Raw genomic sequence first — 17,495 nt, forward strand, 5'->3', positions numbered from 1 at the left:
GATAGTTATCGTACAACTACTGAGCTATGATACGGGTTACTTCGCTTCAACGAGATCGATGTGTCCATGGAAAATCAGATCGCCCAGCCGCGTGTTCGCCGTAAGCACCGCAGCCTCGCACAGGAGCTGGTGACCGAGTTGTCTCAGCAGATCCGCGACGGCGTTATCAAACGCGGCGACAAGCTGCCGACAGAGTCAGCGATCATGCAGGCTCAGGGGGTCAGTCGCACAGTAGTGCGTGAGGCGATATCCAGGCTGCAAGCGTCCGGACTGGTCGAGACTCGCCATGGCATTGGCACTTTCGTACTCGATACCCCGAGCACCACAGGTCTGCGCATCGACCCGGCTACTATCGGAACGCTACGCGACGTGTTGTCGATTCTGGAGCTGAGGATCAGCCTGGAAGTCGAATCCGCTGGACTCGCGGCACAGCGCCGGACTCCCGAACAACTGACGGCTATGCGGGAATTTCTGGATTCGCTCCAGCGAAGTGCGGCGCTTTCGAGTGAAGCCGCCGTGTCGGATTTCCAGTTCCATCTGCAAATCGCCGAAGCAACGGGCAACCGTTACTTCACGGACATCATGAATCACCTAGGCACGGCGATCATCCCGCGCAGTCGGCTGAATTCCGCACGCCTGGCACATGATGATCAGCCGCATTACCAGCAGCGCCTCGGTCGTGAACACGAACAGATCTACGACGCCATTGCCCGCCAGGACGCCGAATCAGCCCGAGCTGCGATGCGCCTGCATCTCACCAACAGCCGTGAGCGTCTGCGCCAGGCCCATGAAGAGGCGGAGACGGACAAGGTCAGCTGATCGAATCTTCAGCCCCCACAACGCCAGTGGCCCATCCGGTCTCTATCGGGCCGCTGGCAATACTGCTTTGAAGTAAATTCCCATCCGTAGGCGCTGTTCGCGCCTACCCATCACCGGTTCGCCTGATCAGTGCTTGCGGTAAGCCAGCAGGACAATGCCTCCCACCACGATGAAGCCACCCAGTATTTGCAGTGGACCCAACATCTGGCCAAGTATCAGCCACCCAAGCAGCATTCCGGCAACCGGCTCCATATTCATGACCGGGGCGTTGCGAGCGATGTTCAGCCGCGGCATGCAGATGAACAGTGTGGAAAACGCCGCGCCATAGAGAAGCACCAGGCACCCCAGCGCGATCCAGCCGACGGTTGCGCTGGGCAGGCCTAGCCCTCCCGGGATCAGACCGCTGGCACCGAGCAGGGCCGAGGCGCTGAACACCAGAATCAGCGTCAGCATGCTCCGTACCGAGCCAGCCATGCTAGACAGCTTATGCTCGGTGACCCACAACGCCAGGGCAAACACCGCGGCGGCGGTCAGACTGAACAGAATGCCCGCCACCCATTGACCATCAGGCGCGTCACTGCTGATCAGCCTTGTCGGAACATCGAGCACCAGTACCAGGCCGATCAGAATCAGCCCCATGATCGCCAGCGCCTGACGGGTCGGTCTCGGGCCGCCAAGCGCCCAACTCAGGAGCGCGAGCATGATGGGTGAGAGATTGACCACCAGCAGAGCCAGTGCGACAGGAATACGCGCGACCGCCGAATAGATGCAGAAGCTCTGGATCGCTATCAACAGTCCCAGAAGGGTCTGCCAGCGCCACGTAGCAGCACTCAAGCGCAGGGACTCGCGCCGCCAGAACACAAGCGCAGCCAGGGCCAGCAACGTCACACCCGCGCGGCAGAGCATGGCCAGCAACAGGCCGGTGTCGTGATCGAAGGCAATGCGAGCAGCGATATGATTGGCGGCGAACGAGCAAGCCAGGGTGGCGAGGATCAGTACGGCAATGTGACGCGGAAAGGGTGTGGCAGTTTGCATCGGTTCAATCCTGTCCTGAACAGCTTTACTGGGTTCGGTTGCGGCCTGCGGTAGGCATGACAGTGGTTCATCGTTTGGTTGCGTTAAAGGTTTACCGGCTTACAAAAGAGAAACGCCGCCCGGTGGGCGGCGTCCTCGTTCGCGCATGCACAGTCGTCAGAGCACCAGGTTGGGCAACCAGAGTGAGATTGCGGGGATGTAGGTTACTGCAAGCAACACCATGAACAGCGCGATGTAGAAGGGCAGCAGTGCCTTGACCGTATTCTCGATGGTGACCTTGCCGATTGCCGCACCGACAAAGAGCACCGCGCCAACCGGTGGGGTGATCAGCCCGATGCCGAGGTTCACCAGCATGATCATGCCGAAGTGCACCGGGTCGACACCTATGCCCATGATGACGGGCATCAGAATCGGCGTGAGGATCAGGATCAGCGGCGCCATGTCCATCAGCGTGCCCAGCACCAGCAACATCATGTTGATGCACATGAGGATCACGTAGCGATTGTCCGACAGGGTCAGGAACATCGTGGTGATCTTCGACGGGATCTGCATCAGCGTCATGATGTAGCCGAAGCTTGCGGCGAACGCGATAAGGATCATCACCACCGAGAGGGTACGAACGGTGCGGTGAAGCAGCTTGGGGAGCTCGCGCCATTTGTAGTCACGGTAGATGAACATGGTGACGAAGAACGCCCAAACCACAGCGATGGAGGCAGATTCGGTCGCAGTGAACACACCGGACAGAATACCGCCGAGGATGATGACCATGGTCATCAGGCCCCACAGCGCTTCAACACAAATCTTCAACGCTTGCTTGAGTGGGACGACTTCCCCCTTGGGGTAGTTGCGAACCCGAGCAAAGATCAGGCACATGGTCATCATCACGGCGCTGAGCAGCAGGCCTGGGCCGATACCGGCGATGAACAGTGACGAGATCGAGACGGTGCCACCAGCAGCCAGTGAATACAAAACCGAGTTATGGCTGGGTGGCGTCAGCAGCGCCTGGACTGAACCACTGACCGTAACGGCCGTGGAAAACTCGCGAGGGTAGCCCTTCTTCTCCATTTCCGGGATCAACACCGAACCTACCGAAGCGGTGTCTGCCAGTGACGAGCCGGAGATCGCGCCGAAAAAGGTCGACGCCATGATGTTTACCAGGGACAAGCCGCCCCGCACGAAGCCGACCAACACCGCGGCAAACGCCACAAGCCGCCGCGACATACCACCTTCGGCCATGATTGCACCGGCCAACACAAAGAAGGGGATCGCGAGTAGCGAGAACTTATTGACGCCGCCGGCGACCTGAATCATCACCGCATCGAAGGGAATGTCAATCCACCAGGCGCCAATAAGCGCCGACATGCCCAGTGCGTACGCCACTGGCATGCGCAGGAGAAAAAGTACGGCAAAGCTGCCGAGTAGAATCAGCGCGTCCATTTACGCGGCCTCCTTGCTGTCTTCGACCAGCTCATAGTTGACCGCACGCCGATGGCTCTGGTCGCCGAAGATAATGCGTTCGATGACAAACAACAGCGTGATAGCGCCGCCGATTGGGATCGGAGAATAGGTGATACCCACACGAAGTGTCGGCAGCGTACTCATGAACTGATTCCAGGTCGCAGCGCACAGCTTGATGCCCCAAATCGTCATGAACAGGCAGATGATGCCCATCAGGATCTGAACCAGCAGTTCGATATGCCGATGCAGATGTTCAGGCAGGCGGTCGGTGAACATGGTCACCGCCATATGCGCACCGGCCCGATAGCTCGCCGCTGCACCTAGAAAGGTAAAGATCACCATCAGCAGGATGGCTACGGGTTCAGGCCAGCCACCGCCAGAGCCCAGCACGTAGCGCGCGAAGATCCCCCAGGGGATGATCATGGACATGGCCACGATGGCCAGCCCCGCGACCCAAACACAGGTCATGTAGATCGCGTCGTTGACGCGCAGCAGCGTGTTTTTCATCAGACTTCACCACAGGCGCGGCGGCGAGCGAGGCCCGTCGCCGCGAGGTTTTTCAGAGGGAACGGATTACTGAACGGCTTCGATACGCTTGATCAGCTCGGCGTAAGGTGCGCCGTACTTCTCGCGAACCGGGGCGGTTGCATCGTAGAAGGGCTTCTTGTCAACTTCGATGAAGGTGACGCCTTCTTCCTTGAGCTTGGCTTCGCTGCTGGCGGTCTTCTCGTCCCACAGCTTGCGCTCTTCCATCTGCGCTTCCTTGGCGTACTTCTTGACGATTTCCTGCTGCTCCGGGGTGAGCTTGTTCCAGGTGGTCTTTGAGATCACGATTGGCTCAGGAAGGATCAGGTGACCGGTCAGCGAGTAGTTTTTCGCCGCGCGGAAGTGGTTGTGCTCAAGCATGGTTGGCGGGTTGTTCTCGGCGCCATCGACGACACCGGTCTGCAGCGCACTGAAGATTTCACCGGTGTTCATCGCAACACCCTGAGCACCCATGGCGTTCAGCGTATCGATGAACAACGGGTTGCCCATCACGCGGATTTTCATGCCTTTGAGGTCTTCAAGGTTGCGCACGGGCTCTTTGGTGTACAGGTTGCGGACGCCCCCGTCCATCCAGGCCAGGCCGACCATGTTGAAATCGGAGTTGGTGATCTTGTCGAGGATTTCCTGACCGATCTCACCATCGATGACTTTGCGCATGTGTTCGTGGTCGCGGAACACGAACGGCATGTTGAAGGCGTTGACGTCTGGAACGACCGGACCGAGTGTGCCCAGGCTGACACGGGTCATCTGCACCGCGCCCAACTGAACCTGTTCAACGACTTCTTTTTCCGAACCCAGCACACCACCTGAGAACATGCGGAACTTGAGCTCACCGTCGGTGGCTTCTTCAATCTTCTTGCCCATGTTTTCCTGAGCCACGACAGTCGGGTAACCGGCGGGGTGGATCTCAGCGATCTTCAGCGTCATCTCCGCATAAGCGGTGCTCGACAGGCAGAAGGCCAGGGGAAGTGCAGCGATGAGCAACTTGCGTTTGAAGTCCATGTGAATCTCCGTTTTGTTTTTGTTGGTATGCAGTGTTGCGAGCGTCAAGGCAGGACAACTGCGTGCCTGTCCTTGATGGTGAAGCGTTAGCGGTAGCGGGATTCCTCCAGTCCGGCGACGCCGGCTTGCAGGGCGAATACACCACCCGCCAACGGCTGATCGGATAGATCACCGCCTGGGCGAATGGATGTGACGAACAGGGTGTCCAGGCCGGAGCCACCGAAGGCGCACATCGCTGGCTTCTTTACTGGCACCTGTAACGAGCGATCGAGGCGTCCATCCGGAGTGAAACGATGAACGAGGCCGGCATCGTTGCCGCAGATCCAGTAGCAACCATCGACATCCACCGCAGCGCCGTCAGGTCGGCCGGGATACTGGTTCATGTCGACGAACAGGCGACGGTTGCTCGGCGTTCCGTTGTCGATGTCGTAATCGAAGGCCCAGATGCGTTGAACGCTGGGGTGCGAGTCGGAAAGGTACATGGTGCGTCCGTCGGGGCTGAATCCCAGCCCGTTGGGCACGATGAAATCCTGCAGATGAGCCTTGAGCGATGCGCTGTCAGCCGAACCGTCGAGTCGGTACAGCGCGCCGGCCGGAGTGCCGGCGGACATATCCATTACCATGGTGCCGGCCCAGAAGCGGCCCTGGCGGTCGCAGCGCCCGTCGTTGAATCTCATGTTGCCTGCGCCATGCTGAACGCCAGCAAGCCGGGTAGTGCTGAGTGTGCCGTCGTTCTGCGGAACGACATCGAAGATGCCGTCTTCCATGCCGGCTACCCAACGGTTCGCGTCACCTTCGCGGCGAGCGATACAGGCGATCATCTGGTCACCCGTCCAGCGTGTCACGGAGGCATCCGAAGCATTCCAGCGCAGCAGCTGCTTGTTGGGTATGTCGACCCAATACAGCGCTTGTTCCGAAGCTACCCAGACGGGGCTTTCGCCCGTTGCGTTCTGTGCGTCGACTATCAGTTCTGCTGAGTTTGCCATGGCGATTCTCTTGTTGTTTTCGCGGCGTGGCGGAATCAGTCTTCGAATGGGCCTGCTTCGCAGAAGGCGCCACCCTGATAGATCAGAGCTGGATCATTAGGCGCGTAGGGCGGTTGCTGTTCGATCTTTTCGCGAAACACTTCCGACGTGTCCTGAGGCTCGAAGCCCAGGTGCGCGGCCATGTGGTTGTTCCACCACGCGTCACGGTTCGCCGAAGCGCCATAGACGACGGTGTGCTTCACGTCCGGGGTAAACAGTGACCGCTCGATCAGATTGGTCAGGTCGCGATAGCTGAGGTAGGTCGCCATCATTCGGCGGTTCAGCGGCTCGGGGAACGAAGAGCCGATGCGGATGCTGACGGTTTCGATGCCGTAGCGATCGAAGTAGAAGCTCGCCATGTCCTCGCCATAGGATTTGGACAGGCCGTAGTAGCTGTCAGGGCGGCGCGGGGCGCTGGCGTCGATGGTTTCGGTCTGTTTGTGAAACCCAATTACGTGATTGGAGCTGGCAAAGATCACACGCTTGATGCCGTGCTTGCGTGCCGCTTCGTAGATATGGAATACGCCCTTGATGTTGGCTTCGAGAATTTCCTCGAAAGGACGTTCTACCGATACGCCACCGAAGTGGACGATTGCATCGACGCCTTCACAGAGGGCGTGCACAGCGGCTTTGTCGGCAAGATTGCACTGCACCACTTCTTCGTAATCGCCGGTGGGAGCATCCATGGGCGCGATATCGGAGAGGCGGATGATCTTGGCGTAGGGGCGAAGCGTTTCACGTAATACCTTGCCCAATCCTCCTGCGGCGCCTGTCAGCAGGAGGCGATTGAGGGGTGTGGGAGCGGTCGTCGTGCTTGTCATTGAGGTCTGCCCATCGCTTATTGTTTTTGGTGTCATCGGTTGTCAGATGACTTGATTCGATTATTTCTGCGGTTATGGGCCTTTGTCAACCTGACAAACCGACTGTTTCAAGGCCTCGTAAATCACCTCACCGGGCTGCATCGAGTCGATAAAAAGCCCCCGAAGCCACTGATTTCGCCGCTTACAGCGCTCACTCTGTACCATCGAAACGTCACGCTAGCGAGCCTACGGATCTATTCACATACCACTAAAGTCGAGTGTGGGGCCGTTCAGTAATGGAGCCAGATCTGACAGCCATGCGGATTCAGGTTGTATGATGACATCGCGGTGGCAGCTGTACCGTCCTCCTCAGATAAAACAGATTGCGAAGGGGCACGTATGGCAAACAGCACGACGGATCGGGGCGTACCGCGCGCGCCGTGGTTTTTGCCTTGGCAAGCATTTCGACAACCTGAAAGAGAACAACCGATGACCATTCAAGCGAACGCGGAACTGGCGGGTGACGAGATTTGCTGGATCAAACTGCGGACAGTGTCCTTGCCGCTGCGCATGGCGGTCAGCGATGCGAAGGTATTGACGGGGCGGCAGAAGCCCCTTGAGTCTGTCAGCCTGCTGTTCGCGGAAATTGAAACCCGGCAGGGGTATGGCGGGCTCGGTTTCAGTTACAGCTTGCGCACGGGAGGCCCGGCACAATATGTCCACGCCCAGGAAATCGCGCCGCTGCTGATCGGGGAAGACGCCAATGACATTTCACGGCTCTGGAGCAAGATGATCTGGGCCAGCGCGTCGGTCGGTCGCGGCGGTGTTGCGGCGCAGGCGATCGCAGCAATCGACACGGCGCTCTGGGATCTGAAGGCACGGCGTGCCGCGTTGCCGCTTTCAAAATTGCTTGGCGCGCACCGCAGCGCCGTGCCTTGCTACAACACCTCGGGTGGATATCTGCAGGCCTCCATTGAGGAGGTGCTCGATAAGGCTACCCAGTCGCGTGAACGTGGCATTGGCGGGATCAAGATGAAGGTCGGCCAACCAAACCGGCGTTTGGATCTGCAGCGCGTTGAGGCCTTGCGCAAGCATCTGGGCGATGACGTACCGCTGATGGTCGACGTCAATCAGCAATGGGACCGCATCACTGCACTGCGCATGGGCCGCGAGCTTGAGCAATACCAGCTGGAGTGGATTGAAGAGCCGCTCGACGCTCACGATATGACCGGTCACGCCGCGCTGGCAGCCGAGTTGGACACGCCTATCGGTACGGGCGAAATGCTCACCAGCGCCACAGAAGCGCTGGGTTATGTAGACACCGGCGCGGTGGACGTGATCATGCACGACGCCCCACGCCTGGGCGGCATCACACCGTTCCTCAAGGTGGCGCATGCCGCAGAGCTACGCGGCATGGTCATGGCCCCACACTTTGTCATGGAAATCCATCTGCATCTGGCGGCTGCCTATGAGCACCAAACCTGGGTTGAGCACTTCGAATGGCTGGAGCCAGCCTTCAACGAACGTCTTGAGATACGCGACGGGCAGATGATCGTCCCGGACCGCCCCGGCTTGGGGCTGAGCCTGAGCGACCAGATAGCAGGTTGGACGCAAGCTGAAGTGGAGTTCGGCAAGCGCGCCTGAACGAAAGACCGCGCCCTCAGGCGCGGTCTCGTTCCTCTGTTACAGCTCCCAGCCCGTCGTTGCGGGCTAGGCACAACCGACTCAGGTTTCCTGCAGCCTGGCCGCAGTAGTTTTTCGGCTACGCAGCGCACTGAACAGGTGCCAGGCCACTGAAGCCAGCGCCAGGAACAGGAATACTGCAGAGATGGGATTGGTGAGAAAGCCCATGAAGTTGCCATCCGACAACATCAAGCCACGCCGTAGATTCGTTTCAGCCATGGGCCCGAGGATGAAACCGATGATGAACGGCGCTGCAGGCATGCCAGCCTTGACGAAGCCGTAACCAATCAGGCCGAACAGCAGAATGGTCCAGACATCGAACACCCGACTGCTCAGACCGAAGGCACCGACGACGCACAGCACCAGGATGATCGGCAGCAGGATGTGCTTGGGCACCGCCAGCAGCTTGATGAAGATGCGCAGGCCATAGAACTCCAGGACCAGCATCATCACCGAGGCGAGGATCAGCGCCGCAAAAATGGTGTACACCAACGCGCCCTGGCTGATGAACAGCAGCGGGCCTGGCTGGATGCCATGGATCATGAAGCCGCCGAGGAGAATCGCGGTCACGGTGTCGCCGGGAATGCCTAGGGTCATCAACGGAATCATGGCGCTGCCGATGCCCGCGTTGTTGGCGGTTTCGCTGGCCACCACACCTTCAACCGCACCCTTGCCGAACCGTTCGGGATGCTTGGAGCGCTTCTTGGCGATGATGTAGGACACGATGTTCGACGTGCCGGCACCGATGCCTGGGAGGATGCCAATTCCGATACCGATCAGCGCAGAGCGAAACGCGTTGGGGATCTGCCCAAAGAACTCCTTGAGCGAGAAACCAAAACCTTTCACGCCTTTCATGCTGACCGAGGCGATCTTGCTTTTGTGTGCCGCTCTGCCGGTCTCGGCGATCTTGATCACTTCCGCCACGGCAAACATGCCGATCATCACCGTCAACATCGCAAATCCACCGTTGAGGTTCGGCGAATCGAATGTGAAGCGGCGGATGGCGTCCACCGGGGCGATACCCACGGTCGAGAACGCAAAGCCAAGCGTGCCGGCATAGATGCCTTTGAGCAGCGAGCCGGTGGACAGCGTGGCGATCAGCGTCAGCGAAAAGATCGCGATGGAGAAGTATTCATGAGGTCCGAAGCGCAAAGCGATCTTTGCCAGCGAGGGCGCAATGGACATCAGTGCGACGATGCTGAATATCGTGCCGAGGAAGGAGAACACCACACCGACGCCCAGTGCCTTCAACCCTTCGCCTTTTTCCATCATCGGGCCACCGTCGAAGGTCGTGGCGATGGAGGCGGGCGTGCCTGGAATCTTCAGCAGAATGGCTGAGATCAGGCCACCAGATGTCGCACCGATAAACAGGGCCACCAATAGCGACAGCCCTGCAGCTGGGCCCATGGTGTAGGTCAATGGCAAGCACAAAGCGATTGCCATCGTGGCCGAAAGGCCGGGAACTGCACCGAAGACGATGCCAACGGCAACACCCAAGGTGATCAGAATAAAGATGTAGGGCGAGAAAACCGCGCCAAAGCCGGCCTGCAGTAATTCGAACATGGCCGCCTCCTAGATTTTCAGAAAGCCGGTCGGGAGCATCAGATCGAAGCCCTGCCGGAAGGTGAAGAAGATCAAGGCGGAGGTGATGACCGCGATGACGATGTAGGTGATGTGGTTGATCTTCTGCTCGCGCGGCGTGATGACGATGAACTGCGCATACAGATAGAGCACGGTCATGATCGGGAAGCCGATCTTTTGCAGCATGGCGACATAAACCGCGATCAGCCCCAGCGTTTTGAACACCGTTGGGTAGTCCGGCGGTGTTGCAGCCGACGGGTCGGCGTCCGCATCCGGATCAACAGGGGGCTGGGTGGCCTTGGTCGCCGTCAGCAGCTGAAGCACGCCCAGTAGACAAAGCCCAACGGATAGCACGTAGGGCACGGTCGAAGCGTCGATGAAACCTTTGCGCGGAAGATTGATGGTCAGGAACAGGTAGAACAGGCCGGCGCCCAGCATCAGGGCTCCGACCAGTAACTCCTTTCTCTTGTAGGTATCCATGGGACAGCTCTCGATTCAGAGGAAAGGCTGCCGGGCGCAGCGACTGCGCCCGGCATCATGCCGCGGGCTTACTTGCTCTGGCGCAGTTCGTCTTTGTACTTCATGAAGTCTTCGCGGGTGTTCGTCAGGCGGTCAATCGACGAGTTGGTATCGAAATAACTGACCGGCTGCTTGAAGGTCTTGCGCAGCTCTTCCTCGTATTCAGGCATCTCGGTGATCTGCTTAACGATGCCAGACATCTTCTCGATGATGGCCGGATCAGTACCGTCCGGGAATGCCACGATGTAAGGCTTTTCCATGACGAAATCGACGCCTTGCTCCTTGAAGGTCGGTACGTCGCCGAGCAGTGGGTTGCGCTCGTCGTTTGGCTGGCCCAGGGCAACCATCTCACCGCTCGTGACGTAGTCCTGTACCGAACCGTAGCTGATGGCAGCGAGGTCGATACGGTCGCCCAGCAGAGCGACAACTTTCTCGGATACCGTGCCGGCATCGACCATCTTCAGCTTGGTATCAGTCAAACCTTCGAACATCAAACCCTGCAGATGGGAATAGCTGCCCATCTCGGTACCGTAGGTGACGCTGCTCGGCTCAGCCTTGGATTTGGAGATCAGATCTTCCAGCGATTTCAGACCCGAGCTCTTCGAGGCAACGAAGACGGTGCCCTTGTCCACACCGGCGATACAGCAGATGTCAAAGGCGTCCAGGCTGTCTTCGGTCAGGCCAGCGACTTCGTTGACGATCATTTGCCCGGTATGGGTGAAGAGAATGGTGTTGCCGTCCGGGTCGGCCTGTTTTACCTGCTCGGCCGCCAGGGTGCCGCCACCGCCGGCAACGTTGGTGATGACCATCGCTTCACCGGTAATTTTGGTGAAGTACTTGGCCATGGTACGGGCATTGAAGTCGGTATCTCCGCCAGCGTTGGCGATGACGACAACCTGTACCGGGCGAGTGGGCCACTCGGTTTCAGCAGCGAATGCGCCGCTTACGGCAGTGGCTAGAAGGGCGGAAACAAGGGAGGCGCTGATTGCTTTTTTCATTGTATGTCTCTCCGGTGGTTGGGGTTGCGGCGCTTGGTATCTCTTTTCTAGTACTTCTCTTCTTTTATGGGCGACCCACGCTGGGTTGCTTGGGGTCGTATTTCCATCCAGGGATCAGGTATTGCATCGCCATGGCGTCGTCGCGCGCGCCTGTGGCGACCTGGTTGTATAGCTCGTGCGCAGCCATGATCCGATCCATGTCCGGCTCAACACCCAGGCCCGGTTTGTCTGGAACCTGAACCGCACCGCCGACAATCTGCAGCGGCTCGCGGGTCAACCGCTCCTGGCCTTCCTGCCAGATCCAGTGGGTGTCGATCGCAGTGATGTTGCCCGGTGCTGCGGCGGCAGCGTGGGTGAACATTGCCAGCGACACGTCGAAGTGATTGTTCGAATGCGAACCCCAGGTCAGGCCGAACTGCTCGCACATCTGCGCGAGGCGCACCGAACCCTGCATGGTCCAGAAATGCGGATCGGCCAGCGGGATGTCGACCGATTCGAGACGCAACGAATGGCCCATCTGCCGCCAGTCGGTTGCAACCATGTTGGTGGCGGTAGGAATGCCGGTTGCGCGCTTGAACTCGGCCATGATCTCCCGACCGGAGTAACCGTTTTCCGGCCCGCATGGATCTTCTGCGTAGGAAAGGATATGTCCCTGGCCTTTGCACAGTTGGATGGCTTCGGCGAGTGACCAGGCCCCATTGGGATCAAGCGTCACGCGGGCGTCAGGGAAGCGCGACTTGATGCCGGCAATCGCCTGCATCTCTTCGCTTCCACGCATTACACCGCCCTTTAGCTTGAAATCCTTGAAACCGTAGCGCGCCGTAGCGGCCTCGGCCAGTCGGACAATGGAGGCCGGGGTCACCGCCTCCTGATGACGGATGTGATACCAGTCATCAGCCGGACCGGTGCCGGTCAGATACGGCAGGTCGGTACGGGTGCGGTCGCCTATATAGAAGAGGTAAGCGAGCATCGGCACGCTGTTGCGCTGCTGGCCACTGCCAAGGAGTTCTGCAACTGGCACGTCGAGATGCTGGCCAAGCAAATCGAGAAGGGCCGCTTCGACAGCGGTGATGACGTTGTCCAAACGCAGATTGATCTCGTGCGGCTGCTTCAGAACCGCCGCTTCCGCTTCGGACGTGACCTCATGCTGCGTAGCTTGCGGACCCTTGGCCGAGCCGCCTGCAATGCTGCGGCGCAATGCGTTGAGGATTCCGTTATAGCGGCCGATGGGCTGGCCAATCACCAGGTCTTTGGATCGCTCCAAGGCTTGCCGAATGCCTTCGCCACCCGGCACTTCACCGATACCAGTGCGCCCGGCGCTGTCCTTGAGGATCACCAGATTGCGAGTGAAGTGGGGCGCGTGCGCCCCGCACAGGTTCAACAGCATGCTGTCATATCCCGCGACCGGGATGACTTGCATTTCCTTGACCACTGGCGTCGCGGTTCGTGTGTCTTGCATCTGCTGTCTTGCTCCTGATTATTTTTATGAGCTTAATAAGGTGGGCAATGCCTATTGCCGTGTTGAAGTCGCCAAAGGTCCATGCCCTCGACCTGGTCGAGCTGGCATAGATGTTTGGAAATCAACTAAAGACGAGGCCGTCCGAATATCCCGAGGTGCGGAGCGACAAGGGTCCGAACCGATGCTGCAACCAACGAAACCCACTGAGGTAGTGGTTCCAGCTAGCAGACTGGGCTGAGCAAGGAAGGGCAGGGCGCGCTCAAGACGAGAGATCGGAGGCTGATACATGGCTTTCAAGCTCTGGTTGTTCTAAATGTCATACGTTGTCGTATGACTTGTGGAGATTTTTATCAGTGCGGTTCGCCCTTGTCAAATCGGTGAAACAAACTAACGGGGCCTCGTATGACCCGACGGTCATTTTTTTGTTTCAAAGGCATAGATTGCTTTTGAATACTGCATCTATGCTTCACTTGTTCGCCTGTCCAGGGTGAGCGTCGCTACCTGAAGCTGCAGGGGCAGGCCGACGAAAATCTTCAACAAAGAGGTAGCGCAGCCACATGTTGTACGATAACGTATCTCCAAGGCTGAGGCCCTATATCATCTACTCTTTGTTTCACAGGATGCTCGAACAATGAACCCACAAGAACTGAAGGCCATCCTCTCTTCTGGTTTGCTGTCTTTTCCGGTCACCGACTTTGACCAGCAAGGCGACTTCAGCCGTGCCGGCTACATCAAGCGTCTGGAATGGCTGGCTCCTTACGGCGCAACGGCACTGTTCGCCGCGGGCGGCACGGGCGAGTTCTTCTCGCTGACCCCGCAGGAATATCCGGACATCATCAAGACCGCCGTCGATACCTGCGCCGGTCAGGTACCGATTCTTGCCGGTGTAGGCGGTCCAACCCGTCAGGCCATCGCGTACGCCCAGGAAGCTGAACGTCTTGGTGCAAAGGGCCTGCTGCTGCTGCCGCACTACCTGACCGAAGCCAGCCAGGAAGGTGTTGCACTGCACGTGGAAGAAGTGTGCAAGTCAGTGAACATCGGTGTCGTGGTCTATAACCGCAACGTATGCCGCTTGACCGCACCGCTGCTCGAGCAACTGGCCGAGCGCTGCCCGAACCTCATCGGTTACAAGGATGGCCTCGGTGATATCGAGCTGATGGTTTCCATCCGCCGTCGCCTGGGCGATCGCCTGACCTACCTTGGTGGTCTGCCGACCGCAGAAGTCTACGCCGCTGCCTACAAGGCCCTTGGCGTGCCGGTCTATTCATCGGCAGTCTTCAACTTCGTACCGAAGCTGGCCATGGACTTCTACGCCGCCATTGCGCGTGAAGATGACGAAACCGTCGGCAAGCTGATCGACGACTTCTTCCTGCCGTACCTCGACATCCGTAACCGTTGCAAGGGTTACGCAGTCAGCATTGTCAAAGCTGGCGCGAAGATCGCCGGGTATGACGCCGGTCCCGTCCGCGCACCACTGACCGACCTGCGCCCGGACGAGTACGAAGCACTTGCAGCGCTGATCGAGAAGCAGGGCGCTCAGTAAGAGCACGTCAGACCAATCACTCGCCCCAACCACTGCGGTGCCTTTATTGAGACAGGCACTGCGGCGGATCTCACGAAGGAGAGCGTTACGTGGCAGACGCAAAACGTTATGACAATTACATCGATGGCCAATGGGTAGCTGGCAAGAATTACCAGGCCAACATCAACCCGTCCGACCTGTCGGACGTTATCGGCGAATACGCCCAGGCGGACGCCTCGCAAGTCGAGGCAGCCATCGCCGCCGCACGCAAGGCTTTCCCTGCGTGGTCCACGTCCGGTATCCAGGCGCGTGCTGACGCCTTGGAAAAGGTCGGGCTGGAAATCCTTGCCCGCCGCGAAGAGCTGGGCAACCTGCTGGCCCGAGAAGAAGGCAAAACCCTTCCCGAAGCCATCGGTGAAGTCACCCGCGCCGGCAACATCTTCAAGTACTTCGCTGGCGAATGCCTGCGTCAGGCTGGCGAGACGCTGCAATCGGTTCGTCCGGGCGTCAGCGTTGAAGTCACTCGCGAGCCGCTGGGCGTGATCGGCCTGATCACCCCGTGGAACTTCCCGATTGCCATCCCGGCCTGGAAGATCGCTCCGGCACTGGCCTACGGCAACTGTGTTGTCATCAAGCCGGCTGATCTGGTTCCCGGCTGCGCCTGGGCCATCGCTGACATCATCTCGCGCTCCGGCTTCCCGGCCGGCGTGTTCAACCTGGTGATGGGCAAGGGCCGCGAAGTGGGCGAAGCCATCGTCAACGATAAGCGCGTCGATGGCGTCAGCTTTACCGGTTCGGTGGGCGTCGGTCGTGGCATTGCGGCGACCTGCGTGGGTCGTCAGGCCAAGGTTCAGCTGGAAATGGGCGGCAAGAACCCGCAAATCATTCTGGACGATGCCGACCTCAATACTGCCGTCGAACTGGCCGCGCAGAGCGCGTTCTATTCCACCGGCCAGCGCTGCACCGCCTCCAGCCGCATCATCGTCACCGAAGGCATCTACGACCGCTTCGTCGAAGCCATGATCGAGCGAATCAAGAAGATCAAAGTCGGTTCGGCACTGGAGCAGGGCGTTGACGTAGGCCCGGTGGTTTCCCAGGCCCAGCTGGACCAGGATCTGAAATACATCGAAATCGGCAAGCAAGAGGGCGCACGCCTGGCCTGTGGCGGCGAGCGCGTGAGCTGTGGCACCGATGGCTATTACCTGGCGCCAACCCTGTTCGTCGACAGCACCGCCGACATGCGTATCAGCCGTGAAGAGATCTTCGGGCCGGTCGCCAACGTGGTGAAGGTGAAGGATTACGACGAAGCACTGGCGATGGCCAACGACACAGAGTTCGGCCTGTCCGCGGGCATCTGCACCACGTCGTTGAAGTACGCCAATCACTTCAAGCGTCACTCCCAGGCCGGGATGGTGATGGTCAACCTGCCGACCGCTGGCGTCGATTACCACGTGCCGTTCGGCGGTCGCAAAGGCTCGTCCTACGGCCCGCGCGAGCAGGGCCGTTACGCCCAGGAGTTCTACACCACCGTGAAGACTACCTACATCGGCTGATCAGCCGAGCCGCCCAAAGGCGCAACCCGTACGAGTCACTCAATGACTCGGCGGGCCGCGCCAGCGGCAAACAGATTGCTACACCGCAATGCGGACCATAAGAACAAAAGAGAGACACATATGAACGATTCTGTGAATCAAGGTGCTCCGGTCATCACTGAACTCAAGGTGGTCCCGGTCGCAGGACAAGACAGCATGCTGCTCAATCTGAGTGGCGCCCATGGTCCGTACTTCACCCGCAACATCCTCATTCTCAAAGACAGCGCCGGCAACACCGGTGTCGGCGAAGTCCCCGGTGGCGAGGCCATCCGCAAGACGCTGGACGATGCACGAGCGATTCTGATCGGCCAGTCGGTCGGCAACTTCAACGGTCTGCTGAACCAGGCACGCAAGGCATTCGCCGATCGCGACGTCGCGGGCCGAGGCTTGCAGACATTCGACCTGCGTATCGCCATTCACGCCATCACCGCCATCGAGTCGGCACTGCTCGACCTGCTCGGCCAGCACCTCGGCGTGCCGGTTGCCGCACTGCTCGGTGACGGTCAGCAGCGTAACGAAGTCGAGATGCTCGGTTACCTGTTCTTCATTGCCGACCGCAACAAGACCGACCTTGGCTACCGCGACGAATCGGACGCCAGCGATAACTGGTTCCGCGTGCGCAACGAAGAAGCGCTGACCCCCGAGACCGTCGTACGCCAGGCAGAAGCTGCCTACGAGCGTTACGGCTTCAAGGATTTCAAACTCAAGGGTGGCGTGCTGCCGGGCAGCGAAGAGGTCAAGGCGATCCGTGCACTGGCCGAGCGTTTCCCCGATGCCCGCATTACCCTGGACCCCAACGGCGCCTGGTCGTTGGCTGAAGCCATCGATCTGTGCAAGGACCTGCACGGTGTGCTGGCCTATGCCGAAGACCCCTGTGGTGCTGAAAACGGCTATTCCGGCCGTGAAGTCATGGCCGAATTCCGCCGTGCCACCGGCCTGCCGACCGCGACCAACATGATCGCCACCGACTGGCGCCAGATGGGTCATACCATTCAGTTGAACTCCGTAGACATCCCGCTGGCGGACCCGCATTTCTGGACCATGAGCGGCTCGGTGCGCGTTGCGCAGATGTGCCACGAATGGGGACTGACCTGGGGCTCGCATTCGAATAACCACTTCGACATCTCGTTGGCCATGTTCACCCACGTGGCGGCTGCCGCACCGGGCAAGATCACTGCGATCGATACCCACTGGATCTGGCAGGACGGCCAGTACCTGACCCGCGAACCGCTGCAGATCGTAGGCGGCAAGGTGGCCGTCCCGGCGAAGGCGGGCCTGGGCGTGGAACTGGATGAAGATGCCTTGCAGAAGGCCCATGAGCTGTATCTGGAAAAAGGCCTGGGCGCGCGGGACGATGCCGTTGCCATGCAGTACCTGATCCCGGAATGGACCTTCAACAACAAGAAGCCTTGTCTGGTGCGTTGAGACCGACGCGAGAAACCGCGCTAGAGCGAAG

15 protein-coding genes are annotated in these 17,495 nt (G+C 59.2%); 5 read left to right on the plus strand and 10 right to left on the minus strand.

What is annotated here, in order from left to right; all coding sequences use genetic code 11:
* Positions 1–66 precede the first annotated feature (66 nt).
* A complete protein-coding gene (locus tag CXK96_RS04065) occupies positions 67–819 on the plus strand; it encodes a FadR/GntR family transcriptional regulator (RefSeq protein WP_102835213.1) in 753 nt (250 codons plus the stop codon).
* A 126-nt stretch (positions 820–945) separates the two neighbouring features.
* Here CXK96_RS04065 and CXK96_RS04070 read toward each other — a convergent pair whose 3' ends face one another.
* From CXK96_RS04070 to CXK96_RS04095, 6 genes are all read right to left on the minus strand, one after another.
* A complete protein-coding gene (locus CXK96_RS04070) occupies positions 946–1,854 on the minus strand; it encodes an EamA family transporter (protein ID WP_102835214.1) in 909 nt (302 codons plus the stop codon).
* 156 nt (positions 1,855–2,010) lie between these two features.
* Positions 2,011–3,291 (minus strand): TRAP transporter large permease, encoded by a 1,281-nt coding sequence (locus tag CXK96_RS04075; protein ID WP_102835215.1) that lies wholly within the window; start codon positions 3,289–3,291, stop codon positions 2,011–2,013.
* Positions 3,292–3,819, minus strand: coding sequence for a TRAP transporter small permease (locus tag CXK96_RS04080; protein ID WP_102835216.1), 528 nt, complete (start codon positions 3,817–3,819; stop codon positions 3,292–3,294). It abuts the gene before it with no gap.
* Positions 3,820–3,885: 66 nt separating this feature from the next.
* A complete protein-coding gene (locus CXK96_RS04085; protein WP_102835217.1) occupies positions 3,886–4,860 on the minus strand; it encodes a TRAP transporter substrate-binding protein in 975 nt (324 codons plus the stop codon).
* An 86-nt stretch (positions 4,861–4,946) separates the two neighbouring features.
* A complete protein-coding gene (locus tag CXK96_RS04090; protein ID WP_102835218.1) occupies positions 4,947–5,846 on the minus strand; it encodes an SMP-30/gluconolactonase/LRE family protein in 900 nt (299 codons plus the stop codon).
* 35 nt (positions 5,847–5,881) lie between these two features.
* Positions 5,882–6,706, minus strand: coding sequence for an NAD-dependent epimerase/dehydratase family protein (locus CXK96_RS04095; RefSeq protein WP_102835219.1), 825 nt, complete (start codon positions 6,704–6,706; stop codon positions 5,882–5,884).
* Between the two features lie 468 nt (positions 6,707–7,174).
* On the opposite strand from CXK96_RS04095, the gene CXK96_RS04100 reads away from it, so the two are divergent.
* Positions 7,175–8,329, plus strand: coding sequence for an L-talarate/galactarate dehydratase (locus CXK96_RS04100; protein WP_102835220.1), 1,155 nt, complete (start codon positions 7,175–7,177; stop codon positions 8,327–8,329).
* 81 nt (positions 8,330–8,410) lie between these two features.
* Here CXK96_RS04100 and CXK96_RS04105 read toward each other — a convergent pair whose 3' ends face one another.
* The 4 genes from CXK96_RS04105 to CXK96_RS04120 form a co-directional block, all read right to left on the minus strand.
* Positions 8,411–9,931, minus strand: a complete 1,521-nt coding sequence (locus CXK96_RS04105) for a tripartite tricarboxylate transporter permease (protein WP_102835221.1) — start codon at positions 9,929–9,931, stop codon at positions 8,411–8,413.
* A gap of 9 nt (positions 9,932–9,940) precedes the next feature.
* A complete protein-coding gene (locus CXK96_RS04110; protein WP_102835222.1) occupies positions 9,941–10,429 on the minus strand; it encodes a tripartite tricarboxylate transporter TctB family protein in 489 nt (162 codons plus the stop codon).
* Positions 10,430–10,497: 68 nt separating this feature from the next.
* The gene (locus CXK96_RS04115; RefSeq protein WP_102835223.1) at positions 10,498–11,466 is read right to left on the minus strand and encodes a Bug family tripartite tricarboxylate transporter substrate binding protein; all 969 of its coding nucleotides are present in this window, start codon (positions 11,464–11,466) and stop codon (positions 10,498–10,500) included.
* A gap of 64 nt (positions 11,467–11,530) precedes the next feature.
* Positions 11,531–12,925, minus strand: a complete 1,395-nt coding sequence (locus CXK96_RS04120; protein ID WP_102835224.1) for an enolase C-terminal domain-like protein — start codon at positions 12,923–12,925, stop codon at positions 11,531–11,533.
* A gap of 631 nt (positions 12,926–13,556) precedes the next feature.
* On the opposite strand from CXK96_RS04120, the gene kdgD reads away from it, so the two are divergent.
* The 3 genes from kdgD to gudD all read left to right on the plus strand — a co-directional run bounded on the left by kdgD (position 13,557) and on the right by gudD (position 17,464).
* Positions 13,557–14,468 (plus strand): 5-dehydro-4-deoxyglucarate dehydratase, encoded by a 912-nt coding sequence (kdgD, locus tag CXK96_RS04125; protein ID WP_102835225.1) that lies wholly within the window; start codon positions 13,557–13,559, stop codon positions 14,466–14,468.
* Between the two features lie 89 nt (positions 14,469–14,557).
* Complete coding sequence (locus tag CXK96_RS04130) at positions 14,558–16,000, plus strand: aldehyde dehydrogenase family protein (protein WP_102835226.1); 1,443 nt, start codon at positions 14,558–14,560, stop codon at positions 15,998–16,000.
* A gap of 120 nt (positions 16,001–16,120) precedes the next feature.
* Positions 16,121–17,464 (plus strand): glucarate dehydratase, encoded by a 1,344-nt coding sequence (gudD, locus tag CXK96_RS04135; RefSeq protein ID WP_102835227.1) that lies wholly within the window; start codon positions 16,121–16,123, stop codon positions 17,462–17,464.
* Positions 17,465–17,495: the final 31 nt, after the last annotated feature.

The sequence above is a fragment of the Stutzerimonas stutzeri genome, assembly GCF_002890895.1.
GTDB lineage: Bacteria > Pseudomonadota > Gammaproteobacteria > Pseudomonadales > Pseudomonadaceae > Stutzerimonas > Stutzerimonas stutzeri_AB.

Coding starts and splice junctions, on each gene's coding strand:
- CXK96_RS04065 (WP_102835213.1), top strand. CDS start 67: ATGGAAAATCAGATCGCCCAGCCGCGTGTTCGCCGTAAGCACCGCAGC.
- CXK96_RS04070 (WP_102835214.1), bottom strand. CDS start 1,854: ATGCAAACTGCCACACCCTTTCCGCGTCACATTGCCGTACTGATCCTC.
- CXK96_RS04075 (WP_102835215.1), bottom strand. CDS start 3,291: ATGGACGCGCTGATTCTACTCGGCAGCTTTGCCGTACTTTTTCTCCTG.
- CXK96_RS04080 (WP_102835216.1), bottom strand. CDS start 3,819: ATGAAAAACACGCTGCTGCGCGTCAACGACGCGATCTACATGACCTGT.
- CXK96_RS04085 (WP_102835217.1), bottom strand. CDS start 4,860: ATGGACTTCAAACGCAAGTTGCTCATCGCTGCACTTCCCCTGGCCTTC.
- CXK96_RS04090 (WP_102835218.1), bottom strand. CDS start 5,846: ATGGCAAACTCAGCAGAACTGATAGTCGACGCACAGAACGCAACGGGC.
- CXK96_RS04095 (WP_102835219.1), bottom strand. CDS start 6,706: ATGACAAGCACGACGACCGCTCCCACACCCCTCAATCGCCTCCTGCTG.
- CXK96_RS04100 (WP_102835220.1), top strand. CDS start 7,175: ATGACCATTCAAGCGAACGCGGAACTGGCGGGTGACGAGATTTGCTGG.
- CXK96_RS04105 (WP_102835221.1), bottom strand. CDS start 9,931: ATGTTCGAATTACTGCAGGCCGGCTTTGGCGCGGTTTTCTCGCCCTAC.
- CXK96_RS04110 (WP_102835222.1), bottom strand. CDS start 10,429: ATGGATACCTACAAGAGAAAGGAGTTACTGGTCGGAGCCCTGATGCTG.
- CXK96_RS04115 (WP_102835223.1), bottom strand. CDS start 11,466: ATGAAAAAAGCAATCAGCGCCTCCCTTGTTTCCGCCCTTCTAGCCACT.
- CXK96_RS04120 (WP_102835224.1), bottom strand. CDS start 12,925: ATGCAAGACACACGAACCGCGACGCCAGTGGTCAAGGAAATGCAAGTC.
- kdgD (WP_102835225.1), top strand. CDS start 13,557: ATGAACCCACAAGAACTGAAGGCCATCCTCTCTTCTGGTTTGCTGTCT.
- gudD (WP_102835227.1), top strand. CDS start 16,121: ATGAACGATTCTGTGAATCAAGGTGCTCCGGTCATCACTGAACTCAAG.